The 26,500-nt window shown below is 53.5% G+C and carries 20 protein-coding genes, 1 tRNA gene and 1 pseudogene; 13 read left to right on the top strand and 9 right to left on the bottom strand.

What is annotated here, in order from left to right:
• The first annotated feature begins 159 nt into the window (after window positions 1-159).
• Entirely contained in the window at window positions 160-1,134 is a 975-nt protein-coding gene (gene lsrR / locus SBO83_RS15145) for a transcriptional regulator LsrR (protein ID WP_353501628.1), read from the top strand.
• A gap of 64 nt (window positions 1,135-1,198) precedes the next feature.
• A complete protein-coding gene (gene lsrK, locus SBO83_RS15140; protein ID WP_396132069.1) occupies window positions 1,199-2,788 on the top strand; it encodes an autoinducer-2 kinase in 1,590 nt (529 codons plus the stop codon).
• A gap of 246 nt (window positions 2,789-3,034) precedes the next feature.
• Here lsrK and SBO83_RS15135 read toward each other — a convergent pair.
• Both SBO83_RS15135 and SBO83_RS15130 read right to left on the bottom strand, forming a co-directional pair.
• Window positions 3,035-3,487, bottom strand: a pseudogene (locus SBO83_RS15135) (LysR family transcriptional regulator); the annotation flags it as partial.
• Between the two features lie 221 nt (window positions 3,488-3,708).
• Window positions 3,709-4,359, bottom strand: a complete 651-nt coding sequence (locus SBO83_RS15130; protein WP_396132068.1) for a DUF1028 domain-containing protein — start codon at window positions 4,357-4,359, stop codon at window positions 3,709-3,711.
• A gap of 161 nt (window positions 4,360-4,520) precedes the next feature.
• On the opposite strand from SBO83_RS15130, the gene SBO83_RS15125 reads away from it, so the two are divergent.
• The 6 genes from SBO83_RS15125 to SBO83_RS15100 all read left to right on the top strand — a co-directional run bounded on the left by SBO83_RS15125 (window position 4,521) and on the right by SBO83_RS15100 (window position 10,631).
• On the top strand, window positions 4,521-6,095 hold the full coding sequence (locus SBO83_RS15125) for an ABC transporter substrate-binding protein (protein WP_396132067.1): 1,575 nt from the start codon (window positions 4,521-4,523) through the stop codon (window positions 6,093-6,095).
• Window positions 6,096-6,110: 15 nt separating this feature from the next.
• The gene (locus tag SBO83_RS15120) at window positions 6,111-7,058 is read left to right on the top strand and encodes an ABC transporter permease subunit (protein ID WP_396132066.1); all 948 of its coding nucleotides are present in this window, start codon (window positions 6,111-6,113) and stop codon (window positions 7,056-7,058) included.
• Window positions 7,055-8,851, top strand: coding sequence for an ABC transporter permease subunit (locus SBO83_RS15115; RefSeq protein ID WP_396132065.1), 1,797 nt, complete (start codon window positions 7,055-7,057; stop codon window positions 8,849-8,851). Before SBO83_RS15120 ends, SBO83_RS15115 begins: the two co-directional genes overlap by 4 nt.
• Window positions 8,848-9,633 carry an ATP-binding cassette domain-containing protein gene (locus SBO83_RS15110; RefSeq protein ID WP_396132064.1) on the top strand — a complete coding sequence of 262 codons (786 nt, stop codon included), beginning with the start codon at window positions 8,848-8,850 and terminating at the stop codon, window positions 9,631-9,633. Before SBO83_RS15115 ends, SBO83_RS15110 begins: the two co-directional genes overlap by 4 nt.
• A 16-nt stretch (window positions 9,634-9,649) precedes the next feature.
• The gene (locus SBO83_RS15105) at window positions 9,650-10,423 is read left to right on the top strand and encodes a GntR family transcriptional regulator (protein ID WP_396132063.1); all 774 of its coding nucleotides are present in this window, start codon (window positions 9,650-9,652) and stop codon (window positions 10,421-10,423) included.
• Between the two features lie 132 nt (window positions 10,424-10,555).
• A tRNA-Asn gene (locus SBO83_RS15100) sits at window positions 10,556-10,631 on the top strand.
• Window positions 10,632-10,721: 90 nt separating this feature from the next.
• Here the strand turns inward: SBO83_RS15100 and zinT are convergent.
• The 5 genes from zinT to opgB all read right to left on the bottom strand — a co-directional run bounded on the left by zinT (window position 10,722) and on the right by opgB (window position 17,027).
• Window positions 10,722-11,357 carry a metal-binding protein ZinT gene (gene zinT, locus SBO83_RS15095; RefSeq protein WP_396132062.1) on the bottom strand — a complete coding sequence of 212 codons (636 nt, stop codon included), beginning with the start codon at window positions 11,355-11,357 and terminating at the stop codon, window positions 10,722-10,724.
• Window positions 11,358-11,481: 124 nt separating this feature from the next.
• Window positions 11,482-11,823, bottom strand: a complete 342-nt coding sequence (locus tag SBO83_RS15090) for a phage holin family protein (RefSeq protein WP_396132061.1) — start codon at window positions 11,821-11,823, stop codon at window positions 11,482-11,484.
• A gap of 160 nt (window positions 11,824-11,983) precedes the next feature.
• Window positions 11,984-12,799, bottom strand: coding sequence for a LysR family transcriptional regulator (locus SBO83_RS15085; RefSeq protein WP_396132060.1), 816 nt, complete (start codon window positions 12,797-12,799; stop codon window positions 11,984-11,986).
• Window positions 12,800-13,580: 781 nt separating this feature from the next.
• Window positions 13,581-14,561, bottom strand: a complete 981-nt coding sequence (locus tag SBO83_RS15080) for a chemotaxis protein CheW (protein ID WP_396132059.1) — start codon at window positions 14,559-14,561, stop codon at window positions 13,581-13,583.
• Window positions 14,562-14,726: 165 nt separating this feature from the next.
• Window positions 14,727-17,027: a phosphatidylglycerol--membrane-oligosaccharide glycerophosphotransferase gene (opgB, locus tag SBO83_RS15075; RefSeq protein ID WP_396132058.1), complete on the bottom strand. Its 2,301-nt coding sequence runs from the start codon at window positions 17,025-17,027 to the stop codon at window positions 14,727-14,729.
• Window positions 17,028-17,437: 410 nt separating this feature from the next.
• Here opgB and SBO83_RS15070 point away from each other — a divergent pair, with 410 nt between their 5' ends.
• Window positions 17,438-17,653: a YgdI/YgdR family lipoprotein gene (locus SBO83_RS15070; protein WP_353501615.1), complete on the top strand. Its 216-nt coding sequence runs from the start codon at window positions 17,438-17,440 to the stop codon at window positions 17,651-17,653.
• A gap of 2 nt (window positions 17,654-17,655) precedes the next feature.
• Here the strand turns inward: SBO83_RS15070 and SBO83_RS15065 are convergent, their stop codons facing one another.
• Window positions 17,656-18,600 (bottom strand): sugar-binding domain-containing protein, encoded by a 945-nt coding sequence (locus SBO83_RS15065; protein WP_396132057.1) that lies wholly within the window; start codon window positions 18,598-18,600, stop codon window positions 17,656-17,658.
• Window positions 18,601-18,808: 208 nt separating this feature from the next.
• On the opposite strand from SBO83_RS15065, the gene dalD reads away from it, so the two are divergent.
• From dalD to SBO83_RS15050, 3 genes are all read left to right on the top strand, one after another.
• The gene (gene dalD, locus SBO83_RS15060) at window positions 18,809-20,206 is read left to right on the top strand and encodes a D-arabinitol 4-dehydrogenase (RefSeq protein WP_396132056.1); all 1,398 of its coding nucleotides are present in this window, start codon (window positions 18,809-18,811) and stop codon (window positions 20,204-20,206) included.
• Window positions 20,207-20,216: 10 nt separating this feature from the next.
• Window positions 20,217-21,686 (top strand): xylulokinase, encoded by a 1,470-nt coding sequence (xylB, locus tag SBO83_RS15055; RefSeq protein ID WP_396132055.1) that lies wholly within the window; start codon window positions 20,217-20,219, stop codon window positions 21,684-21,686.
• Window positions 21,687-21,763: 77 nt separating this feature from the next.
• Window positions 21,764-23,059 carry an MFS transporter gene (locus SBO83_RS15050; protein WP_396132054.1) on the top strand — a complete coding sequence of 432 codons (1,296 nt, stop codon included), beginning with the start codon at window positions 21,764-21,766 and terminating at the stop codon, window positions 23,057-23,059.
• Window positions 23,060-23,117: 58 nt separating this feature from the next.
• Here SBO83_RS15050 and SBO83_RS15045 read toward each other — a convergent pair whose 3' ends face one another.
• Entirely contained in the window at window positions 23,118-23,849 is a 732-nt protein-coding gene (locus SBO83_RS15045; protein WP_396132053.1) for a helix-turn-helix transcriptional regulator, read from the bottom strand.
• 273 nt (window positions 23,850-24,122) lie between these two features.
• On the opposite strand from SBO83_RS15045, the gene SBO83_RS15040 reads away from it, so the two are divergent.
• Window positions 24,123-26,426, top strand: coding sequence for a glycoside hydrolase family 18 protein (locus tag SBO83_RS15040; RefSeq protein WP_396132052.1), 2,304 nt, complete (start codon window positions 24,123-24,125; stop codon window positions 26,424-26,426).
• Window positions 26,427-26,500: the final 74 nt, after the last annotated feature.

Here is a 26,500-nt window from a genome sequence, read left to right as displayed (position 1 = left end):
TCGGGTGACGAATAAAACTTCAGCCGCGATCACAGTTTGTTCAATCCATATACTCTGCGATATGATTCGAACAGCAATCATTCACGATTTGCCATACACATCACAGTTAACAACATTTTGTTAACGAACAATTGATCTACATTTTGATAAGTGTTCACTATGAATGACAAAGCAACGCAGTCCGACCTGACTATCCCAATGGAATACGGCATGGGCGAAGAAGAGCTGTTGGCACGTACCGCGTGGTTCTATTACCACGACGGCCTGACCCAAAATGAGATCGGTGACCGACTGGGGCTGACGCGCCTGAAAGTCTCGCGTTTGCTGGAGAAAGGCCGTCAGTCGGGCGTTATTCGCGTGCAGATTAACTCGCGCTTTGAGGGTTGTCTGGCGCTGGAAAACACCTTGCTAAATCGCTTTGATTTGCAGCACGTCCGCGTGTTGCCGCAGCTATCTGAAGGGGTGCTGAGCAGCCGTCTTGGCGTGGGTGCCGCGCACATGTTGATGACGCTGCTTAAGCCCGATCAGCTGCTGGCAGTGGGGTTTGGCGAAACCGCGATGAGCACTTTGCAGCACCTGAGCGGCTTTATCAGCTCACAGCAGATCCGCATGGTGACGCTGTCCGGCGGCGTCGGCCCTTATATGACCGGCATCGGCCAGCTCGACGCGGCCTGTGGCGTAAGCATTATCCCCGCGCCGTTGCGGGCATCCTCGGCCAGCGTCGCGGCGATTTTCCGCCAAGAGCGCAATGTGCATGACGTGATGCTGGCGGCCTGCGCGGCGGACATCGCTATCGTCGGCATCGGCTCGCTAAACCAGAAGCACGACGCCACTATTCTGCGCTCGGGCTATATCAGCGAAGGCGAACAACTGATTTTTGGCCGCAAAGGCGCGGTCGGCGACATCCTCGGCTACTTCATGCAGCGCAATGGCGAGCTGGCGGAAAACATGGCCATTCACGACGAGCTGATTGCCGTCTCGCCGGATGAATTGGCCAATATCCCCACCGTGCTGGGCGTCGCAGGCGGGGTAGAAAAAGCCGAGGCGATTGTCGCGGCGCTAAAAGGCAAACGAATTAACGCACTGGTTACCGAAGAGAGCACGGCGCAGGCGATGCTGGCGCTGCTCGACTAACGCGCAGGATGTGTTCTGCGCGGCGGTAACGGGTATGGACAAAAACCGTTATGAGAGAGCGACTATGAGCACATCATCTGCGACAAAACACGATGCTTATTTGATGGCACTGGATGCCGGCACGGGCAGCATTCGCGCGGTTATTTTCAATCTCGAAGGTGAGCAGATAGCCGCGGGACAGGCCGAGTGGATCCACCTTGCGGTGCCGGACGTGCCCGGCTCAATGGAGTTTGATCTGAGTAAAAACTGGCAGTTGGCCTGCCAGTGTATCCGCCAGGCGCTGCATGAGGCACAGATCCCCGCCTCGAGCATTCGCGCCGTCGCCGCCTGCTCAATGCGCGAAGGCATCGTTCTCTATAATAAAGCCGGTGAGCCAATTTGGGCCTGCGCCAACGTTGACGCTCGCGCCAGCCGTGAAGTCTCCGAGCTTAAAGAGATCCATGATTATGAATTCGAGCGCGAAGTCTATGAGTGCTCCGGCCAGACGCTGGCACTGAGCGCCATGCCGCGCCTGCTATGGCTGGCTCACCATAGCCCGGACATTTACCGTCAGGCGGCAACCGTGACTATGATCAGCGACTGGCTGGCCTATATGCTGAGCGGCGAGCTGGCGGTTGACCCGTCCAACGCGGGCACAACGGGCATGTTAGACCTCGTCACGCGCAACTGGCGCCCTGAGCTGCTCGACATGGCCGGGCTGCGTGCCGATATGCTTTCTCCCGTCGCGGAAACCGGCACCCGACTTGGCTCAGTCACCGCCAAAGCGGCAGAAGCCAGCGGCCTGCAGGCCGGTACGCCGGTGGGCATGGGCGGCGGCGATGTGCAACTCGGCACGCTGGGGCTGGGCGTGGTGCGCGCCGGGCAGACGGCGGTGCTGGGCGGCACCTTCTGGCAGCAAGTGGTTAATCTGCCAAAACCCGTCACCGACCCGGAAATGAACATTCGCATCAACCCGCACGTGATCCCCGGCATGGCGCAAGCCGAGTCAATCAGCTTCTTCACCGGCCTGACGATGCGCTGGTTCCGCGACGCATTTTGCTCCGAAGAGAAGCTGCTCTCCCAGCGTTTGGGGGTCGACACTTATTCATTATTAGAAGACATGGCTGCCCGCGTGCCGGTCGGCTCATGGGGCGTGACACCGATTTTCTCCGACGCGATGCATTTTAAAACCTGGTATCACGCCGCCCCCTCTTTCATCAACTTGTCGATTGACCCCGAACGCTGCAATAAGCAAACGCTATTCCGCGCGCTGGAAGAGAATGCCGCCATCGTCTCCGCCTGCAATCTGGACCTGATTGCCGAGTTTTCCGGCGTTCGCGCCAAGTCGCTGGTATTCGCCGGTGGCGGCTCGAAGGGCAAGTTGTGGTGCCAGATCCTCAGCGATGTCACCGGCATTCCGGTAAAAGTGCCGGTCGTGAAGGAAGCCACCGCCCTGGGCTGCGCCATTGCGGCCGGCGTCGCGGCGGGCGTCTACTCCACCCTCGCGGAAACCGGGGAATCGCTGGTGCGTTGGGAAAGGGAGTATCAGCCCGACGCGGCAAATCATGAGATTTATTTGTTGCAGAAAAGCAACTGGCAGGCCGTTTACGCCGACCAGTTGGGCCTGGTAGATAGGCAGTTGACCACGTCGATGTGGAAAGCACCCGGGTTATGAGGGGATGGTGGGCCAGTTGGTCGGTGTGTGCAGACGCCCACGACCTTGACCTTAAACCGCAAAACCGGACTCTTACCCAACGGCCAGTAAAGGCTCTGCCACACGGCTGCTCTCCCCTGCCATCAGCTCCTGCAAAATCTTATAAACCGCCTGCGCCGGAGGTGACAAAGGTTGGGTGGTGGAAACTTTTAGCTGGTGCGACCGGCGGGCTGATGCGCCGCTGACGACGGAGAAGGCTTTGGCTGGGCGGGATTCGGCGATCACTGCCATGTCCATGCGACCTTCGGTGACAAGTTCGGTGAGGGTCGAGTTAAAGTTTTCGTTGATATACAACAGAATGCGCGGGTGCTGCTCGCGAACGGCCTGTAACAACTGGGCGGCCATGTTGGGTGCCGCGCTGCCGAGGGCCAAACCGACGGACACTTGCCCGCTGAGTGCCTGACCGGCACAGTTCACGGCGCTATGCGCCTGCTCGCACTGACGTAAAATCGTCTGGGCGTGCATGTAAAGAATATTTCCGGCCTCGGTTGGGGTTACACCACGCTTAGTGCGAATTAATAATTGCTGATGCAACTCCCCTTCCAGCGTCGCCAGTTGCTGGCTCAACGCAGGTTGGGCGATATGCAAAACCTCTGCCGCCTGAGTCAGGCTGCCGATATCGACGATTTTCACGAAGTACTTTAAGCGTCTGAGGTTCATCACTGTTCTCCACGTTGCCAGAAAAGGTTCCCCTGAGGGGGTGCCAAACATAGTAGCTACATCAAGAGAGCAATAACTGGGCCAAAAACTCAATCATTACAAAAATATATATAACTCATTGTAATTAATATTTAATTTCTCAATCATCGCATAAGTAATTACTTCCCACACGCGCACCATTCACATCCTATTGCACCAACATAATGCAATCTTATGACGCGTTAACCTACATGGCCTTTAGGTAGAGAGGCGAAGAAGTCGGCGTAGGAAGGCTGGCGGGTTTGCTGGAGGATTTCGGCCAATTCGGCAAGGGGGAGATCAGACCAATCAACACGCAGATCAACGCTGGGATATTCGCGATCGTGCCAAATTTTTAGCGCCGCTGACTTCAGCCCGCGCTTGTCTCCACCGGCCTGCGCACCGGCGAACATGGCGCTGAGAAGGCGATCAGCAAAGGGTAAATCGCCGTTTTGGTCATAACTTTCCAGCATGTCGGACAGCGTGCTGGCGCCGGTGAGCAAGTTACCGCCGACCACGCACGAATCCCCCGCCAAACTGCCGGCCCACGGACCGCACTCTCCGCCGCTCCAATGCGCCATCTTGCCCTGATTATCAATAATCAGCACCTGACGCATCTGGCGGTTGAAGTCTTCGGCCAACAAGTTTTTTAAGGTCAAAGCGGCGTCTGCGCCTTGTCGGAGCAATGCCAGTCCGCGCTCGCCGTAAAGTGGGTTGGTCATGGCTTGGGTAGCAATAGCGCCAACTTGCGATCGCCCATGGGTCACCAGCGCGCCCACCGCCGGGCCCGCCGTGGCGCTGGCAACGCCCAGTGCTCCCGTTTTTTGGTCCCGCGCTACGATTGAAAAGGTCAAAACCGCCCCCTGTTTTTGTCGTATTATGACAACTTCGTTAAATTTATGAGTATAAATTATTGCATTTAATTCTATTTATACGCATAAATAAATTAAGCACAAATAATAAACAGACTCTTTTGAGAGGAGTCACACCACACACAACTCGCCACGAGGTCAGTATGCTGCAAACTCTGCGAAGAAGGTTTCTCCCGCTCTGTCTCTGCTTCGGCGCGCTGGCGTGGTGCGCTCCCACCATGGCGAAAACGCCAGCCGATGCCTTGTTAATAGGCCAAGTTGCCGAGCCGCAATCCCTCGACCCGCAAATCGCCACGGCAGCGAACGATTCGCGTATTTTGGTCAACATCTACGACGGGTTGGTACGTAATGGCGAAGGCAAGCTGGATATCGAGCCCGCCCTTGCAACACATTGGGAAATCAGTCCGGATGGTCTGACCTATCGCTTTCATCTGCGGGAAAACGTGACGTTTCAGGATGGCACGCCGTTCAACGCCGAAGCGGCAAAATTCACCTTTGACCGTATGCTGAATGACAAAAATCCGTGGCATAACACCGGGCCCTTCCCGCTTTCCTTCTTCTTTTCATCGATAAAAAGTATTGAGACGCCGGACACCAATACGCTGGTGTTCACCCTTAAAGAGCCTTTTGCCCCTTTCCTCTCTAATCTGGCGACGCCGACCGGCCTGATTGTCTCGCCGACCGCCGTGAAGAAATATGGCAAGGAGTTTGGCCGCCACCCGGTGGGCACTGGCGCATTTCGCTTTGCTGAGTGGCAGGCCAATCAGCGGGTGGTGGTCAATGCCAATGAGCATTATTGGGACGGCAAACCTGCGGTACAGCACGTCGTATTCAGGCCGATAACCGACGGTAATACACGGGTGGCCGAGATGCTGTCTGGCGGCATCGATGCCATGGTGGAAGTGCCGCCAGACACGGTAAAGCTGTTTGAGAAAAAGCACGATCGCTTCCGTATGTATCAGACCACCGGCCCGCACGTCTGGTACGTGATGCTCAATACGCAGGTGCCACCCTTCAATGATGTACGCGTGCGGCAGGCGGTGAATTACGCGGTGAACAAACAGTCTCTGGCAGACAATATTTTGCAAGGTTCCGCCGAGGTGGCTGATGGTCCTATCCCCCGTGCTTTTGGCTGGGCGGCTAACAAAGAGGTTTCGCCCTACCCTTATGACCCGGCCAAAGCGCGTGAGTTGCTCAAAGCCGCAGGAGCCGAAGGGGCGACGCTGACCTTCTACGTGACAGAGGGTGGCTCCGGCATGCTCGACCCTATCCCGATGGCGACCGCTATTCAGGCCGATCTGAAAGCCGTCGGCCTGAATGTAGCGATTCAAACCTATGAGTGGAATACCTATCTGTCGAAGGTGAACGCCGGGCTGAATAACCAAACCCATATGGCGGAAATGGCGTGGATGACCAATGACCCGGACACCCTGCCATTCCTCACGCTGCGCACCGACGCGTGGCCGAAAGCGGGAGGATTTAACTCTGGGTATTACAGTAACCCGCAGGTTGACGCGCTGCTGCAAAAGGCGCGGCTGACCACGGACACCGCCACACGCGGCGCGCTCTATCGTCAGGTACAGCAGAAGGTTCATGACGACGCGCCGTGGATTTTCGTCGCTAATTGGAAGCAAAACGCCGTGACGTCAACGCGCATTCAGCACTTTGCGCTGCAACCGAATTTCAATCTGTTGCTCAATCGGGTAACCAAACAGTAAACGGGGAGAATCACGATGATGGGTTACGTACTGAAAAGGCTGCTGGCGACCATTCCGGTGTTTATCGGGCTGTCGCTGATTGTCTTTCTGATTATGGCGATGATCCCCGGCAACCCGGCGCAGGCGCTGCTGGGCGCGTGGGCGACGCCGGAAAACGTTGCGCGCATCAACCAAGAGTTGGGGCTGAATAAGCCGCTCTATCAGCAGTATTTCATCTGGGCCGGGAATATCTTGCACGGCGACTTTGGGCGCTCTTACGTGCTTAACAGGTCGGTGATTGATGAAGTGCTGGAGCGATTTGGTGCCACGCTGCTGCTGGGTGGTTGCGCGTTACTGATAAGCACAGTTCTGGGCTTGCTGGCAGGGATTTTCTCCGCAGTGCGTCAGTTCGGCTGGGGGGATCGCCTGATAACCCTGCTAGTGCTGCTGGGCATTTCAATGCCCTCTTTTTGGATTGGCCTGCTGATGATCATGCTGTTTGCCGTGCAGCTCCAGTGGTTTCCCGCCTCTGGCATGTACGCCATTTGGGGTGGTGGTGGCGCGCTGGACTTGCTGCATCACCTCACCCTGCCTGCCATTACGCTGGCGATTGTCGCTACCGGCGTAATTGCCCGCCTGACGCGCACCGCCATGCTGGAAGTGCTGCGACAAGACTTCATTCGAACCGCCCGTGCCAAAGGTCTTTCCGAGCGAAAAGTGATCTATAAGCACGCGTTTCGTATGGCGTTGGTGTCGGTTATTCCGGTGATCGGCATTCAGGCAGGCTTTGTGCTGGGTGGCGCAGTGTATATCGAGACCGTTTTTCAGTGGCCGGGGCTGGGGGCGATGATGGTGAAAGCCGTGGCGACTCGCGATCTGCTTCTGGTTCAGGGCGGCGTGCTCATTGCTGCAGCGGCCTACGTGCTGATCAATCTCTGTGCTGACATTCTTCAGGCGCTTCTCGACCCGAGGTTAAAATCATGAACTCGACGACAACGACCACCGCGCCGCGCCATCGCCAATCAATCTGGGCACTGTTGCTGGCCAACAGACTGGCCACGCTGGGCCTAATCCTGTTAGTGCTGGCTGTTGCGGCAGCGCTAGCGGCTCCGCTATTGCCGCTGCCAGATCCTGACGCGACCGACTTACTCAATCGCCTACTGCCGCCCTTCTCACAAGGACACTGGCTCGGCACTGACCCCTTGGGCCGTGACGTGCTTTCACGCCTGCTGTGGGGCACGCGCGTGTCGCTGGCTGTGGGCATTTGCGCCACGCTTTTGGCGGCATTTTTTGGCACGCTGATTGGGCTGATTGCCGGTTATGCCGGGGGAAAAACCGACAGCTTGCTGATGCGGCTGATAGACATGCTGATGGCCTTTCCCTACATATTGCTGGCGTTGGTGATTGTCGCGGTGCTCGGCCCCGGCCTGCTGAATGCGCTTTACGCCATCGCAGTGGTCAACATTCCCTTCTTTGCCCGTAATATTCGTGGCTTGACCGTCGGCCTGCGCCAGCGCGACTTTATTCAGGCGGCGCGACTGTCGGGTAAAAATCACCTGCAAATCTTGCTGACTGAAGTGCTGCCAAACGTCATGCCGGTGGTAGTGGTAACCATGTCGACTACCGTCGGCTGGATGATTTTGGAAACTGCCGGACTGTCGTTCCTCGGCCTCGGGACGCAACCCCCCAATGCCGATTTAGGCTCAATGCTTGGACAGGGCCGCGCACAGATGTTCAGCGCGCCGCACGTCTCGGTGGTGCCTGGCTTAATGATTTTCCTGCTGGTAATGAGCTTTAATCTGCTCGGCGATGGCGTGCGTGACCTGCTAGATCCGCGACTCAAGTCCGGCGTGCTGCAGCGCGCTCAGGCAGTGACTTGCGTAAAACGCGCTCAGGTACCGGCGGCGCGGCACAGTGATAAAGCCCTGCTGGAAGTGGTCGATTTGCAGGTGAATTTCCGCTCCGGCGCCCATGTTTCGGCGGCAGTGAAAGGCATTAGTTTCTACGTTGCGCAGGGTGAGTGTTTAGGGCTGATAGGCGAAAGTGGCTCGGGGAAAAGCGTCACCGCGCTGTCCATCATGGGGCTGGTGTCCTCCCCGCCCGGCGAGATAACCGGCGGCGCGATTTACGTGAGTGGCGAAGAGATGCTGTCCCTTCCCCAAAGCCAGTTGCAGCAGAGGCGTGGCGCGCGGGTGGCTTATATCTTTCAGGATCCGCTGACCACCTTGCACCCGCAGTTCACTATCGGCGCACAGATCATTGAAGCTATTCAGGCCCACCAGCCGCTAGCGGCTTCAGCCGCCAAACAGCGGGCACTGGCGCTGCTGGCAAGCGTCGGCATTGATCAAGCAGCATCTCGCTTTGACGCCTTCCCGCATCAGCTTTCAGGCGGCCAGCGCCAGCGAGTGGGGATTGCCATGGCGCTGGCCAATGACCCCGAGGTCATTATCGCTGACGAACCCACCACTGCGCTGGATGTCACGGTGCAGGCCCGCATTCTTGAATTACTGCAAAAGCTGCGTCACGAACGCGGGCTGACCCTACTGTTTATCACTCATGATTTTGGCGTTATTGCGCAGATTTGCGACCGCGTGGCGGTTATGCGCCACGGTGAAATCGTTGAAACTGGCGAAACAGGGTCCGTGCTTCGCCAACCTCAACATGACTATACCCGGCGCCTTATTGCCAGCGTGCCAAAGCTCGGTCAGGGACGTGCTTTCCTTAAACAAGTCGGCGAGCTTTATCGCCAAGACGCGTCGCCGCAGGAGGCTCCATGAACAAGGTGATTGAAACCATTGGGCTGGTGAAAACCTTCGGCAGCGCGTCCGGCTGGTTTTCCGGCCATAAACATCAGGTAGAGGCGCTCAAGGGTGTCTCCCTGCACCTAGACGCAGGTGAAACGCTGGCGATTGTTGGCGAGAGCGGCTCAGGCAAAAGTACTTTGGCGCGAATGTTGGTGGGCCTTGAACGCCCGACGTCCGGCAGCATCAAGCTAATGGGTGAAGAGATGTCGGCACACGCCAAGCGCGGCGACAAAGCCTTCGGCCAAATGATTCAGTATGTGTTTCAGGACCCGGTGGCTTCACTCAATCCGCGCAAAACCATCGCCGATACGCTGAACGTGCCTCTGCGATATTTGTGCAACTACCCCGCCGCGCGCCGTCGTTCGCGGATGCTGGAACTGATGGATGCCGTGCAGATGCCCGCCGACGCGCTAGCTGGGTATCCCCATGAGTTTTCCGGCGGGCAGGCACAGCGGCTGGCGATTGCTCGCGCACTGGCAGCAGAAGCACGTATCTTGGTGCTCGACGAGCCGGTCAGCGCGCTCGACGTATCGGTGCAGGCGCAGGTGCTGTTACTGTTAGACCAGTTAAAGCGCGAGTTTGGGCTTTCCTATCTGTTTATCAGCCATGATTTAGCAGTGGTGGAGTCGATTGCCGATCGGGTGGCCGTGCTGTATCACGGAGATTTGGTAGAATGTGCGCCAAGCGATAGGCTGTTCAACGCACCACAGCATGATTATACGCAGCGGCTACTCGCCAGCGCGCCACGGGTTTGAAGGGATGAAGGATTTTATGAGTACAGACAGGCCAACTCAGAGCGAACCGACGCGCCGCAAACGCACCGATGAAATTGTCGATGCCATAAAAGAGAGCATTATTAGCGATAACCTTCTGCCGGGAGACCGACTGCCACAGGAGAAAGACCTGATAACCCGCTACGCAGCAGGGAAAGGCACCGTGCGCGAAGCCTTGAAATCGCTGGAGGTGCAGGGTCTGATCCGCACTAAAACCGGCCCCGGCGGCGGCGCATTTATCGAATCCATGACCGAATCCCGCGCCATGAGTTTGCTCTCCAATTATCTTTTTACCCGCCAGCTTTCCATCGCCAATATCTATGCACTGCGCAAGGCGTTAGAGCCTCTGGTAGCGGTCAGTGCCATCGACAATATTGATGCCAAGGGCTTCGAGCAACTGCACCAGCTGATTACGGTTTATGACCACGAACCGGCAGATGAAGAAGAACGCTGGGAGCAGCGAATGGCCGAACTGGACTTCCACGGAGTGGTTGCTAGTTACTCTGACAACGTGCTGCTAGCCTTTATCTGCCACTTCCTGCAACGGTTGCTCAAAGATTTGGCGGTCTGCAAAGACATCTACCTGCGCCCAGAACCCGTGGATCGCAGCGTCGGTATTAGCTATCAATATCGCCTGATTGAAGCCATGCGCCGCAAAGATGCCGACGTAGTAACTCAGATCATGACCGAACACATGCAGCATGCCGAAGACGCGATGCTCGGTCTTGAGGCGACGCTCGAAGAGAGGTTTTTGCGAGATGGGCCGCAATAATGTGCCGCAAACGCCGCTTTTCGGCTCAATTCTCAGCTACTTGGCTAAACAGCGAGCAAACGGACATAAATATGCAGATGTCCCTTTGACATGCCTGCGGGCAATCGCTATTATTCGCCCCGTTCCAACGATTCCTCTGTAGTTCAGTCGGTAGAACGGCGGACTGTTAATCCGTATGTCACTGGTTCGAGTCCAGTCAGAGGAGCCATATTAGAGACGCCCGCTTAAGGAAACTTAAGCGGGCGTTTTGCTTTGTGCGATAGCTTATTGGCTGCGGAAATTCTCCACAGCCGATCGATTAATGCTCAAGCATCTCGTGGACGAGCTGCTCTTTGCTTAAAGAGTATTCATAGTAAGTTGGCCAGTGGTCCATCTCTTTCAGCAAGGCTTCTTGAGAGTCGTTGCCCATATATAAATGGTAGTGAGAAGATTTTTTCGGCCCAATAATATGGTCGCTAAACTGCACATATTTTGGCGCGGTGGATTGCTTGTCGCGGCATTCGAACAAGTAACGCACCCCTTTCTTGCCGGACGAATAGGTGAGGATTTTGAAACCGTCATAATGGTAGTGACAGGATCTCGCCTGGCTATTCTGGTGAAATTCAATGACGTTATTTTCAATGCCAATCATATCGATATCAGTGGCATAGCCCTTCTTGTAATACTCGCGATACTCCTCCACGCTTTTACTTTTATTCTCTTTGGCCTTTTTCTGCAAAACTGGGTCAAGGTCGCCGTTCAAGAGATATGGGTTAATCGACTGCCATACGCCATCCCAATCGGTGAGAGAACGATCTTTAACATCCGCGTTCTCAAATACACCCTCGCTAGCTTTGCGATCTTTTTCCGACATGGGTGCGCCATGTGCCAAGGCCTGTGAGCTGGACAGTAAAATCCCCAGAGTGAATAAAGTAAAAGGTATGCTTTTTGTCATAACGTTCTCCTGATAGTCCTTATCAAACTATTGTTACGTTATAACATATCTTGAATTTTTTCAACGGCTTCATGCGCAGGAGCCAGTAAACCCCACGGCGGGTTTCCCTAGATGGGTATAACTATTACTCATCCCGGTTTTTTCTATCACGGGACCAATAACGTCGTCGGTGCAGCAGCCAAGTATTGAGAACCGCATTCCGCATTCTCTCTGCCCCAACAAAACCCACCACAATCCCTATCAAGGGTAAAAAAACTTGATGATGCCCTTCCTGATTGAAAGCAGCTAAAAAGGCCAATGTGCATAATACGCAGATGATGGAATTAACAAAGATTCTCCCTGGTGAAAGACCTTCAATTCCTCCGGACCAACAAGATATAGCAAATGTTGATAGCCCGGAGAAAAAAGCCAAAGGATGGATCCAGAGAAAATGGAAAATAGTATAGATGCCGTGGATTGCTTCCATAGTTATTTTTCCTTTGGCACGCCGCCATACGAATAAAGAGATAAAATATTTCACAAAAAGTGAAGGTATTAAACCTGTCATTTTTACCGCGTCTATGTATGGGATACGTTATTTAAAAGAGATATTCATAGTATGCGAAGTAAAATATCCTTATAACATACTAAGAATTTGTCTCAGTGAGATTATTTATGGTGTTGCTCACCTCTCTAATCCTGTTACTTTTCAAACTGGAATAATGGTAAATAGGAAGACTCCCATTAACAAGCCGCACAACTTCCGCTCGCGGAATATAGTACACCTTGGCCATTGCCTCAGGCATGATAGCGATACCATGTCCTCGGGACATTTTCAGCAACATGTTACTTACATCAGTTTCTGCACTCTCTATGCAATTCTCTTGAGAAAGCCAACTGAAATGCTCATCGTTGTAAATAGCCTGCCCATTAGCCCCGATGCAATAGAGATTCACTGGTCCAATCTTCAAAACGTCGCGGGCTAAACGCTCTGGTATCGTGGCGCTAATACTAAAGGTAGTCGAGTCAAAAATGGGATAAGCCTCTGGGAATTTTTTTGCCGTCAGGATTAAGTCATAGCGCCCTAAGGAGAAATCGTAGCCCTCATCGGAAAAGATATCTTTATATTTAATATCAACGCTATGGGAGTTAAATGAAAGGTAGTTGGCGACAAAACTCGAGACCAGTGGAGGTACGCTGTCATCTATTAAGATTTTTACAATTTCTCTCTGCTTATTATTAATATATGAGCGTTCAACATCAATCAGTTGATGGTAAATGGGCAGCAGTTCTTCATACAGCTTGATTCCATGGCTGTTAGGTTGAAGTCCGGTGCTGTTTCTGGTGAAAAGCTGCATGTTGATTGAGCTTTCAATGTCTGCGATGACTTTACTCACCGGCGTTCGTGTCAAATGAAGCTTTTCGCAGGCCTTTGCGACACTACCTTCCTCAATGATAGTCATGAAATACTTCATTTTTATAGATGTGAATAACCCCATAGTTTATGTCCCATTTCGTAGTTAATTAAATGTAGCTAAGTTTGTTTTTTTCAAGGTGCAAAGTTTAGTCATCTCTGACCAAAAAATAGTTATCATGCCTTCGCGTGATAATCGTGATGATTTTAAAAGAATAAACATACATGCTCTAATTGCTCATTAATTACTTACAATAGGTATTTAAACATTCTCTAACATTCTTATTGCCGTAGAGTAAATGTTGTACTAATACGCAGGTCTATATCGCTATCTACCTGAAAAAGTAAAGGTGTGACAAAGCCTTCGCCATGCTTAGGCGCTCATAATTAGATACAATAATAACGAATTAACAAGAGCAATATATGCCCAATGTGGAGTTAGCGATATATTTTACAGTGTAAAGTTTCAAGAATAACTGTCTAGATTGTTGTACATGGATTAAAATAACGTACTAAATAAAAATCAACATATATATCAAACCATTTTTTAGATAAGGCAAACCAAATAATGAACATCCTGATTTATATAGATCCTGCGCAATGTAAATATGACAGGTAGCAATATAAAATATTGCTAGATAATATTTATTTATTCTAAGTGCCAAGGTGATTTTTTGTTGTTAAGAAGAGTGTTATTGAAATAATAAGTGGCAAGTTCGGAGTTGAATAAGCTGATTTTTAAACCAATAAGAAAGGGAATTAACTTTTGATAAGTCATCTGATCGGCCAGCGTTAACAGACTAGGAGTTAGCACTGGCCAGGGAGGGAATTTACTTACTCAGTGCCCCCGTTTTTTTGCCATCCAGAGCCTTATGAATGGCGGCTTCCAATTCATTTATTTCAAATTTCGCAACGTAACCGTCGGCACCCACTTTGCGCACGTGATCTTCATTGGCGCTACCGGAAAGCGAGGAGTGAATGATGACCGGGATATTTTTCAGGAATTCATCACGCTTGATATTTAAGGTCAGCGTGAAGCCATCCATTTCGGGCATCTCCAGATCGGTAAGCACAAAGGCGATTTTGTCGGAAATTGGCCGTCCTTCAGCCTTGGCCTGTTCGGCGATCTTTTTGATGTTATTCCATGCTTCAAGCCCGGTTACGTGCATCACGCTGGGCACTTTCATGCTGTCGAGGCCGTGCTGAAGCATCGAGCGTGCGACTTTAGAGTCTTCAGCGACAATGGCTACCGCACCCGGCTCTAACGCAAACGCTTTGGTTTTTTTAGCATCAATTTTTGTATTACGGTCGGGGGGAATAATGTCGTAAAGGATTTGCTCGACATCTAATACCAACGCCAGGCGGTTACTGGATTTATCATTATCCAGACGCGCAATGCTGGTGATGTTGCGGCTCTTCACACCAGCTTCTGCCGCCAATACCTGGCTCCAGTCGAGGCGCACAATGTCATCCACTGATTCCACCGCAAAAGCTTGCGTACTGCGGGCATATTCAGTCACTAGCAGGATATTCAGCCCGTTTTTTGGCTCACAGCCCACCACCGCCGGAAGATCAATCACCGGAATAATTTCCCCGCGAATATTCGCCATACCCATCATGGGTGAGGCCATCCCCGCCGCCTTGGTCAACGGCGGCATGACCACAATTTCCCGTAATTTGAACACGTTAATGCCATAGAGTTCAGACTGCCCGTCGTCTTGAGAATTCCCCAAGCGGAACAGCAACAATTCAAAACGGTTTGATGAGGTGAGATTGGTTCTCTCGTCGATTTCTTTCTGAAAATTATCCATGTCTTCCCCAAGAGAGAATGCTGAGCGAGGCGCTCTTAGCGACGCAAGGGTCGCTGGCTTAATTGGGTTATCGACCATCGGCATAAAATACTTAGGCTCGAACATAAGAAAAGCCCGCTAATGCGGGCTTTTTGTGACGTGGCGCGGATATTTTACTGCGGCAAATTAGGACTGAGTATCTCGATCTTCCACCGTCAGCGAGACTAAGCCTATGCCCAACTTTTTCGGCTCAAAACCGCTGCTGGTGCCTTCGGTTGGCTCAGTAGGCGATGGCGGCGTAATGACGATGCTCTGCGCATTGCCCGGATTGGTGAAAGGCAGGGTCACGGTGTCGTCCTGCGCGTTAAAGGTCACAAACTGTTCTTCGTCCCCCACTTTTACCGAGATTGGCTTGCCGATGTTGTTGCCATAGGCTCGGGCGCGCAGTACCAGATTGAAGCTGGCCGGGAGAGGATCGACATAATCGATTTTCACCGCCGGAGCCAAATTAGCATCTGACCAGCGCCCCCACTCTTCGACATTGGAAATGCCACTGATGGCTCGCACCTGCTGAGGCAAGCCGGGGAGCATAAAGACGATAGCCTGAGACTGATATTTGGTGGCGTCGTCATCAATATTCAGCTGGTCTACCGTGCTCTGATACACCTGCTGGCTACCCGAAGTCTGCTCAAAATCCACCTTGCCTTTATAGACCGCGCCGCTGGCCTGCACGATCTGCGGTTTTGATGCCAGATTGCCCGAAGCGACGCAAAGTCCGGTATTCAGTGATAGCTCGGGTGCCCACACGCGGCCCATTTCATAACACTTATCTACCCAGACGAAGTTATCGCCCATGGTTAACGAAGCCAGCTGCTTTTTCAGCGGCGTAGAGAGATAGACGTCAAACATCGGCTCCACTTTATTGACCCCGACTTTGAGGATAAACGGCGCTTTGATGGTCATACCGGAGAAGGTAAAGGTGTTGGCTTTATTATCTATGCTGTATTTACTGATGCGATTCGGGAAGCCCCACTGTTTGATGACCGCAGGCTTCCAGCCTTCAATCTTCTCGTCGATATTCATAAACTGCGTAGCCAGCGAAGTGCTCGACAGGCCGCTGCGCCCCAGTCCAATAAAGTTATCGCCGCCCATCAGATCCAGCACCGTCGCGCCATTATCAATGGTGCTGCGTTTCACATTGTTCAGCTCAGCCTGCGGGTTACGACCATCCATCACAAAGAACAGGTCTTTGCGATTTTTCTTGGTGAGCATACTGTACGCCGTGTTGTTCATCGCCAAATGGTCTGAACTCACCACGATAATGGTGTTGTCGTAGTAACCGGAGGCTTTAATTTTATCGATAAACGCCGCCACCAGCTGCTGGCTACAGGCCACGGCGCTGAGCGAACGGTTATCCTTATTGTTCACCAGATACTCTTTTTTGGTACAGCCGCGCGAGATAAAACCGTCGGGGTGGTGGGTATCAACGGTGAGCGCGAACAGGGAGAAAGGCTGGCCCGCCTTGCTCAGTTCGACGAATTTCTTATAGGCTTCATCCAATAAGGTGTCGTCGTACCAGCCCCAGTCATTCTTATAGGCCGGGTCTTTGACCGTGCTACGTAACTCGTTGTAACCATACAAGTTATCGAAGCCGTGCGACTTCAAGAAAGTGCCCTTTCCGGCAAAAGCCAGCTCCGCGCCCTGATAGAAGTAGTTCTGATAACCCGCGCCCTTCAGCACGTCGCCCAGACATACATTTTCTGGATAGAAGGTCGACAGCGCGCTTGAGGCGTTGCCATCAAAAGGCGCAAACAGCGGGATGCCGCACAGCGACGCAACCATCCCTGCGATGGTGTATCCGGTGCCTGGCACCTGCCGCGTGCCGGTAAAATCGATGCTGGCATCTTTATGTTTAGCAAGCTCAGTGGTCAGGCCGGGGAAAGTCTGCTCATCAAAGTAGGTGCGCTCCAGGCTCTCGCCAAAGATATAGACCAGATTCGGCTTCTTACCCTTAATCACCTTCTGCGGCACTTTGTAATAGGTGTCGAAGTCGGCGGTATCGCCACTCATTTGGGTTTTAACCAGACGGGAAATGTTCTGGAATGCCTGAGTAGATCCCACGGAGAACACCGCCAGCACCACGGCAAACACGCTATATACCCAACTACTGTTACTGGCGCGGCGCTTTTTCAGACACCAGACCAGCAGTGAAACGATGACCACCAGCGCCACCACCAGCCCGGCGAATGGCAGAATATATTTGCTCAGCCCTGCCCCTTTAAGGCTGCTGGTCACGGTATAAAGCACCGCGTCGGTAATGCCGTCGCCGGTAAAATAGTTACTGCCAATCAGCACCAAATTAAGAACCACGTAAAGCGTCAGGAAAAACAGCAGCAAAGAGAACCAAATACGGCCCGCGGATGCGCGTCGCACATATAAGAAAATGGACGAGACAAATAAAAAGAATGAAATGAAATCTGTGACCATTGCTGCGCCCTGAAACTTAGAGGTAATAAAAAGATGTTTTGCCTGCCAAGCGCAGGGCCGAAAAATACGGGGGATGCGCTATATAGCGTAATAAAATCAACAGGGTCAACGCCTGTTTGCTGCCTGAGGTCAAGTTAAGGGGAGAAAGCGAGAATATTTGCCCAAAACGTGATCTGTATCGCCCGTTTTCAACAAAAAGTTAACCTTCGTTTAATCTTACTGAAACATTCACCCTAGACAAATCAAATCGTGCGTATCACCAGCAATGGCGCGCTTTTCAGCTAATTCTCATGGGTGATTATTTTGGTGTGAATTGGAGGTTAGACGCTGCAAGAGGGTGCGCCTGAGTACGCTATCGGGTATTTTAAGTCGCGAAGTCATCACGATATTTGAACAGGACAACGTAATTGATGAAAAAACGTGCTTTTTTAGCAGTCGGTTTGCTGGCGATGGCGCTTTCTGGCTGCACCAGTGATTACGTAATAAGCACCAAAGCCGGGGATTCTATTCTCAGCCACGGCGAGCCGGACAAAGACCGCGACAGCGGCATGACCAGCTACATCGATTTAAACGGCGATTACCATTTGATGAACACCAACGATATCGCCGATATCAGCAAGAAATAAGTTTAGTGCACCAACCACTCGGCACAGACTTCATCTGTGACCAAGCCGTTGATCCACTTGCCATTTAGCGCGGCGCGAATGGCAAGATGCTTGGCACTTCCGCCAGCAAGGGCAATGACCGGTTTATCATCATGGGGCGTGGGGCCGACGCTGGTTAAACGGGCATTCAGTTCACTCTCAACGCGCTCCCCCTCCGGCCCCATAAAGTGGCCCAGCACTTCCGCCACGGCATTTTTCGCCATTAAACGCTCGACGTCCTGCTCGCTAATAAAGCCATCTTTGTGCAACGGGCAGCCCGGCTCGATAGTCCCGATGCCAATAAAGGTCACATTGGCCTGACTGGCTTTTTCGCTCACGGTGCGATAAATCCGGTGATTGCACCAGACGGCGCGGTCATCTTCGCCATCGGCAAACAGCGGCGCGGGCAGAATAAAGTAGCGCCCCTGTGTTTTCTGCGCCATCAGCAACGGCACGTCGTAGCGGGTACAGGAACCGTCCGAGGCGATAGCCCCAATCAGCGACACGCTGCTGTGCTGCGGGCGCTCCACATCAGCCAGTTCGTCAATGGCGGCCTTCAGGCTGCGGCCCGAGCCGACGCCAATGATCATCGGCTGCTCTTGTTTGATGTACTGCGCCATCACTTCCGCACCCGCGACCGCGATGGCGTGGCTGATACCCGCATCATCCATTCCCTGCCCCGGCACCACTTGGCAGACACCAAGACCAAAACGTTTTTTTAGCTGGGCGGCTAACTCCATGCAGCGCCCCACTGAGTGGGAAATATGTACGCTGACCAGCCCGTTATCCAACGCGCTGGCCACCAGACGCTGGGCCACCTGGCGAGAAACGCCCAGCGCGTCGGCGATTTCATTCTGCGTCTGCCCCGCCACGTAGTACATCCACGCCGCCCGCGCAGCCAGATCCAGCTTCTTGTCACTCTTATTCATGCGTACTTCCCGACTCGCTAATTTCCCTTCCACCATGTTATCGCCATTTACACCCCGCCGTGACAGCAAAATTCTCCCAAGATCGGAAAGTGTGAGCTTAAGCCCACTTACAGGGCAAATGTTCTATTAAGCTACTTTCATTCGAGCAAAAGCCCAATAAAAGAGCTTAAGCCCAAAAAATCCGAAGACTAACCCGAGTGGAGATCCTATGAACACCTCACTGACCCCAACACCCTCCGTCTGGCTGCATATCGGCAGCGGCTCATTCCACCGTGCGCATCAGGCATGGTATCTGCACCGTTTGCTGGTTGAAGGCTATAAAGAGTGGTCAATCGCGCTGGGCAATATTCGCCAAGACGGCGTGCCTCTGCTCGAGGCTCTGCAAGCCCAAAACGGCCAATATGTGTTGGAAACTGTGACCCCGCAGGGTGAGCGAGAATACGAAACCATCACCTCGATTCAAAAAATCATCCCGTGGGATAACGAGCTAGCAGCGCTGATTGCTCAGGGGGCCGATTCGCACACCAAAGTGATCTCCTTTACTGTGACCGAGGCTGGTTATTACCTCGATAACCAGTTCAATCTGGACCAAAGCAATGCCGACGTGCAGGCCGATCTCAACGGCGGCTGCCGCACCATTTACGGCGCCATCAGCCACATTCTGGCGCGACGCATCGCCAATGACGGCGGCCCAGTGACCTTGCTGAACTGCGACAACCTGCGCCACAACGGCGACCGATTCCACAGTGGTTTGTTGCAGTTTTTAACCCTGCGCCAGCAGCAGAGCACCCTCGACTGGGTGAAGAAAAATACCCGCAGCCCGAACACCATGGTGGATCGCATCACTCCGCGCCCGTCGCCCGAAGTGGCCGTTCGCGTCGAGCAGGCCACCGGCATCAAAGACCGCGCGCCGGTAATGGGTGAAGCCTTTATCCAGTGGGTGGTTGAGGATGATTTCATTGCCGGACGCCCGCCGCTTGAGCAGGTTGGCGTCGAAATGGTCAAGTCAGTTCTGCCTTATGAAGAAGCTAAAATTCGCATTCTTAATGCCAGCCACAGCTGTATTGCCTGGGCCGGGACCCTGTTGGGGCAAAGCTTTATTGACGAAAGCACCCGCACCGAGGCTATTAGCCAGATGGCTTATGACTATGTGACCGAAGATGTGATCCCTTCCCTGACGCCAAGCCCGCTTGACCTTGAAGCCTACCGCGACGTGGTTCTGGAGCGCTTTAGTAACCCGTATATTCAGGACACCAATCAGCGCGTGGCCGCCGACGGCTTTTCGAAAATCCCCGGCTTTATCGCCCCAACGCTGCAAGAGTGCTATCAGCGCGGGCAGACGCCGCGCGCCACCGCCGCGCTTCCCGCCCTGTTCTTTGTCTATATGCAGCAGTGGCATTTAGGTCGCCTGCCCTATGAGTATCAGGACGGCATTCTGGACGCAGCGGCGGTTCACGCCCTGTTCGACAGTGCCGATCCGCTGGCCCGCTTTGCCGCCGACGACAAGCTGTTTGGCAGCCTCGCAGGTAAAACTGAATTCGCGGATCTGCTGCGCCAGTCGGTATCGCGGGTTAACCAATGGCTGGCCGACGCCAAGCGCGCCTAGGGGGAAAGCGATGTATCTCGGACTGGATTTAGGCACTTCAGAAATCAAAGCCGTGGTGATTGATGCCGACGGCCACCTGCTGGCCAGCGCCGGTGAGCCGCTGGAGATCAGCCGCCCGCAGCCGCACTGGGCGGAGCAAAACCCCTACGATTGGTGGCAGGCAACCCAGCGCGCGGTGGGTCGTCTGCGGCAAAAAGTGCCACAGCAGTGGGCGGAGATCCGCGCCATCGGCCTGTCGGGCCAGATGCACGGCGCGGTGCTGCTCAGCCGCGACGGGCGGGTTTTGCGCCCGGCCATTTTGTGGAATGACACCCGCAGCGCGGCGCAGTGCGAGCAGCTGACTCAGGCGGCCCCCGAACTGCTTAAGGTGGCGGGGAATCTGGCCATGCCCGGCTTTACCGCGCCGAAGCTGCTGTGGGTCGCCCGCCACGAGCCGCAGATTTTCGAACAAACCGCCTCCGTGCTGCTGCCGAAAGACTATCTGCGCTGGATGATGAGCGGCGAGAAGGTGTCGGAAATGTCAGACGCCGCTGGCACCCTGTGGCTGGATGTCGCCAGGCGCGACTGGTCAGACTCCCTGCTGGCGGCCTGTGGTTTGAGCCGCGATCAGATGCCGCGACTGGTGGAAGGCAGCGAAATCAGCGCCACGCTGAAAAACGATATTGCCCGCGCCTGGGGGCTGCGGGATGACGTGATCATTGCCGGCGGCGGTGGCGATAATGCCGCCAGCGCGGTGGGTATTGGCGCCGTCACCCCGGGTGACGCCTTTATTTCTCTCGGCACCTCTGGCGTGCTGTTTGCGGTAAATGACCGTTTCCGGCCCAACCCGCAATCGGCCCTGCACGCCTTCTGTCACGCCTTGCCCAACAGCTGGCACCAGATGAGCGTGATGCTGACCGCCGCCAGTGCGCTGCGCTGGTACTGCACGTTGATTGGCAGTAATGAAACCACCTTATTGGCGGAAATTGCCCAGCTTAGCCCGGCCCAGCAGCGTCAGGCTCCGCTGTTTCTGCCCTACTTGTCCGGCGAAAGAATGCCGCACAACGACCCACAGGCCACCGGCGTTTTCCACGGCATGACCCACAGCACCGACCGCGCCACGCTGGGATATTCGGTGCTCGAAGGGGTAGCTTTCGGCATGGCCGACGGGCTGGCGGTGATGCAACAGGCAGGAACTCAGTTGCAACAATGCTCGCTGGTCGGCGGCGGTGCGCGCAGCGATCGCTGGGCGCAGTTGGTCAGTGACGCGCTGGACCTGCCGATTGTCACCCATTCCGGCGGGGAAGCCGGAGGCGCGCTGGGCGCGGCGCGTCTGGGCTGGCTGGCTGCCGGAGGAGATGTCGCCGAGGCGTGCCGCAAGCCGGAGATCGCCCGCCGCTTCCAGCCGCAGGCCGAAAACCGCGACATGCTGCGCGAGCGATTGCAGACCTACCGGCAGCTTTACCAGCAACAGGTCGCGCTGAGAACCGCCCAAAAATAACACCCCGAGGGCGCCTAAGCGCCCCATCTCTGCCCCTACTCACCAGCCGCTGCGGCGACGCAGCACAGGAGTTCGACATGCAAAAACACGCAACCCACTGGTTCGGTTTACCAAAGAACCTGCTCTGGGGCTACATCGCCATCGCCATTTTCATGAGCGGTGACGGCTTCGAAATGGCTTTTCTGTCTAAACACATCATCGACATGGGCTTCAGCGCCTCGCAATCCGCCGTGGTGTTCACGGTTTACGGACTGGCGGCGGCATTGGCGGCCTGGAGTTCCGGCGTGGTGGCGGAGATCATCACGCCGCAGAAAGCCATGCGCATCGGTTTCATCCTGTGGATAGTAATGCACACGCTGTTTATGCTGTTCGGGCTGGGTATGAAGAATTACCCGCTGATGCTGCTGTTCTACGGCATTCGCGGGCTGGCTTACCCGCTGTTTATCTACTCGTTCGTCATGTTGGTGGTGCAAACCGTGCCCAAGCAGAATCTTTCTTCCGCCATGGGCTGGTTCTGGGCCATGTACTCCATCGGCATTGGCTGCGTAGGAAGCTATCTGCCGAGCTTTACCATTCCGTTTATGGGCGAAACCGGCACGCTGTGGTTCGCTATTGCCTGGGTGGCGGTGGGCGGAATTATGGCGATGACGCTGCTGCGAAAAGTCGGTAAATCCAGCAGTAAAGCCCATCTCAGCCCGAAAGAGAAACTCGGCGAACTCAGCCGCGCGGTGACCATTCTGTTCACCAATCGCAATATTTTCCTCTCCTGCCTGATTCGCATCATTAATACCATTTCGCTGTTTGGCTTCGCGGTGATCATGCCGATGCTGTTCGTCGGTCGCCTTGGTTTTAGCATGTCGGAGTGGCTACAGATCTGGGCGGTGTTCTTTTTCGTGACGATTTTTACGAACGTAATGTGGGGAATTTTAGGCGAGAAAATTGGCTGGCTGCGTCAGGTGCGATGGTTTGGCTGTATTGGCTGTGCAATCTCCAGCCTGGCCTTCTACTATCTGCCGGTCTATGCCGGGCATAATTTCTGGGTCGCGCTAGTCCCTGCCGTGATGTTAGGCATTACCGTCGCCGCCTTTGTGCCCATGACCGCCGTTTTCCCGGTGCTGGAGCCTAACCATAAAGGCGCGGCCATTTCGATTTATAACCTTTCTGCCGGGCTAAGTAACTTTGTGGCGCCCGCCATTGCTTCAATCATTCTGCCGTTCTTTGATATTGTCGGCGTGGTGTGGGTGTATACCGCACTCTACCTGATTGCTGCGGTGTTAACCCTGATGGTCAGAGTGGAACAGCCGGGGCATCCGTCCAAAGCGGCGAGCCGCGTGGTGCTGGACCCGAACCTACTACAGCGACCAACCCGTTAGGCGCAAAACGCCGAGCTCGTCGCGCAGCGGCATCTGTTGATGTCGCTTTTTCATCCTTTCACTTCAACACATTTGCCCTCACCGCCTTCATGATCGCCTGCACCCGGTTCTTCGCCCCCAATTTCAACATGCAGTTATTAATGTGGAAAACCGCCGTTCTTTCCGAGATGGAGAGGATTCGGCTGATTTCCCAACTGGTCTTCCCTTCGGCCAGCCAGTGCAGGCACTCCTGCTCTCGGCTGGTTAACGAAGGTAAAACAATCCGCTCTTCATTAGACTTATTAAAGTGTTTTGCTGCACAATTATTAAACTCCTGTAGATAAATAGACATCATGCCAATAATACTTATCGAGTCCTTATTGGAAATAAAATAATCATCTTTTCGGACCACGCTTAGCACGCCAATATATTTCTCATTCAAGGGTAATGATATTGAATAGCCATAACGAATGCCGTGTATTCTTGCGCAATTCAAAAATTGGTCATCTAAAGATAAGTCGATGCTTGTCCAAATATTAGGTGACTGGTAGTGCTGTGCTTTATTAATAATTGGGTCGATTTTGTTAAAGCCATACTCTATATATTGCCGCCTCCATTCCGCATTAAAACCCTCCAGTATAAAGAGGTCATCGAAGCCGGTAGTGGGCACGATGACGTAGGCATAACTATCGAATTTTATTGAATAAATCCACCTATCCAGTTTGATTTTTATTTGGTCATCGACCAGGTAATTGAGATCGGTAAACTTAGTATATACACCCTCACTTTTGATCATATTATAACCACGCATAAGGTGAGCCGTGCTGTGATTATAGAAAGCTTAAGGGAACTGTCAATTATTCCACATTCAGGAACCTGCAATAACTGTCAGGTTTGATCACTTTTTTTCTTTATTATCTATAAGTCCATGAGCAATAAAGATTAAGTAAAATATCGCTAATTTGCATAAATATTAATTGAGTCCAAACTCATTCTCGAAGTCTGGAATACCTCAACGGGTTCTATAGCCGAATTTTTATTCGGCATAGAAACTTAATCTCTTAGCGAAATGTAAGGAATACTTATGTCAAATATCATTAAACCTGATGCTGCTACAGAAGAATCCTACCGCATCGATGGTTTTGATCCCGCTACTTCTACAGAGAAATACAGCTATACCTCTGCCCGCGTAGCTAAGCCGGTGTACAACAAGTACAACAACGCCGGTCGTCCTAAGGTATTTGGTTACTACACAGACTGGTCGCAGTATGACGGCCGTCTGCAAGGCAGCCAGCAACCCGCTGACCGGGGCCGTGGCGTTGACCTGGCACTGGTCGCACCGACGGCTTTCGACAAACTGATCATCGGTTTCGTTGGTATTCTCGGCGACCTGGGTGAGAAATCCACCGCGATCGCTAACGGCGCCGCAGCCTTCGGTCTGCATGATCAGGAAGGCTCTGTCACTTTCCTTGACGTGTGGGGCGATACCCAGACTTTCGTTAACAACGGCTTCCCAGGCTACCTAGAAGTCAACATGCCGGACGATTTCCAGCAGGAGAAAGTTCAGGGCGTACTCGGTGGTTTGCGTGATTTACAAAAACGCGCTAAAGCCGAAGGCCACGATCTGGTGCTCTCCTTCAGCGTAGGTGGCTGGACTATGAGTAATGGTTTCTACAACATGGCTCGCGATCCAATCCAGCGGGTACGCTTCACATCCAGCATTGTGGATATCTTTAAACGTTTCCCAATGTTCTCTGAAGTGGATATCGACTGGGAATACCCAGGTGCGCCGGGTAACAACAACCCATATGCTGAAGACGATAGCGTCTACTACGTGCATTTGATCAGAGAGTTACGCAACGCCTTCAATAATGCGGGTCTGCCGAATACCAAGATCAGTATCGCATCATCCGCGGATCCAGCCATTCTGGCAAAATCGGACATTCCGGGCTTATTGGATGCAGGTCTTAACGGCATCAACCTGATGACTTATGACTTCTTCGGCACCCCTTGGGCTCCGGCGTTGAACCACCACACTAACCTGCACAAAACCGAAGCCACCACCTATGGCACCGACGCAGCCGTGGACTTCCTGATTGGTCTGGGTGTTCAGCAAAGCAATATCAATATCGGCTATGCCGGTTACACCCGTAACGCCCGCAATGCCTCTATCTCGCAACTTTCTCCACTGGTCGGCACCTATGAGCCGGGCGCGGCTACCACCACGGGGACTTTCGAGTCAGGCAGTACCGAATGGTATGACATCATCAACAACTACCTCGATTTAGAAGCGCAAAAAGGTAAAAACGGCTTTGACCTCTATACCGATGAAGTCGCTGATGCAGATTACCTGTATAGCTCAACGTCTAAGCTGTTCCTGTCCTTGGATACGCCACGTACAGTCAAAGCTAAAGCGGCTTATGCACGCAATAGAGGGCTGGGCGGCGTGTTTACCTGGACTGCCGATCAGGACAACGGTTTGCTGGTCAACGCGGCTCGCGAAGGCCTGGGCTCGCCGATTATCACGCAAAAAATTGATATGTCGCCGTTCTACTTTAAAGGCATCAACACTTCGCCAGATCCGGTTGACCGCGCCCCTGTCGCGCAAATCGAAGGGCCGAAAAGCCCGGTCTTACCAGCGACCGAGTTGACCTTTGATGGGACTCATTCCTTCGACCCAGAGGGTGATCCCATCACTTATCAGTGGAGCGTGCCAGCCGGTCTGGAATTCAGGGGTAGGCTGACAGACCCGATCATTTATGCAAAAGTTCCGCAAACGGGCTTCCAAAGCAGCTACACCGTTTCACTGACCGTGTCCGACGGCAGCAAAACCGGTACAAGCAGCTATACCTTCACCGTTGTTGGTGGAGCAAACCAGCCACCGGTGGCTTCTGTCTCTGGCAACCAGACCGTTAACAGTGGCGCTTCAGGTACTCTGAGCGGGACTAAATCGTCTGACCCGGAAGGCCAGCCATTGAGCTACTTCTGGACGCTACCGGCTAACGTCAAGGCGACTTCAGTAACCGGCAGCACGCTGAATTATATCGCACCATCGGTGCTGGCTGACGAGAAGTTGACCTTCAAACTGACCGTCACTGACGTGGGTGGGCTGACCAGCACGGCATCTTACGATGTCACTGTGAAACCCGCTTCCGCTTACCCACAATGGGATGCTAATGCTGTGTATAACCAAGGCGACCATGTGAGCTGGAAAGGCAGCAACTATGTGGCGAAATGGTGGACGCAGGGCACTGAGCCTGGCACTGAAGACTCGGCAGGTGGCGAACCATGGCTCAAGTTGGGTGCTAACCCAACCGACGGCCAGCCAAACAGCCCGTCTCGCAGAGCCTGCGCACCACGCGGCCGCAATCCGGGTAATAACAAGTAAGTAAGTCACACTCCATCTGGGGAACATTCTGTTCCCCAGTTTTTCCTGGTAAAAATGAGTCCCCGCTACGGCAG

This window comes from Ewingella allii, from assembly GCF_044430645.1.
Lineage (GTDB): Bacteria > Pseudomonadota > Gammaproteobacteria > Enterobacterales > Enterobacteriaceae > Ewingella > Ewingella allii.
The sequence above is the reverse complement of the archived record's forward strand: the minus strand, read 5'-3'. Positions and strand labels throughout refer to the sequence as shown.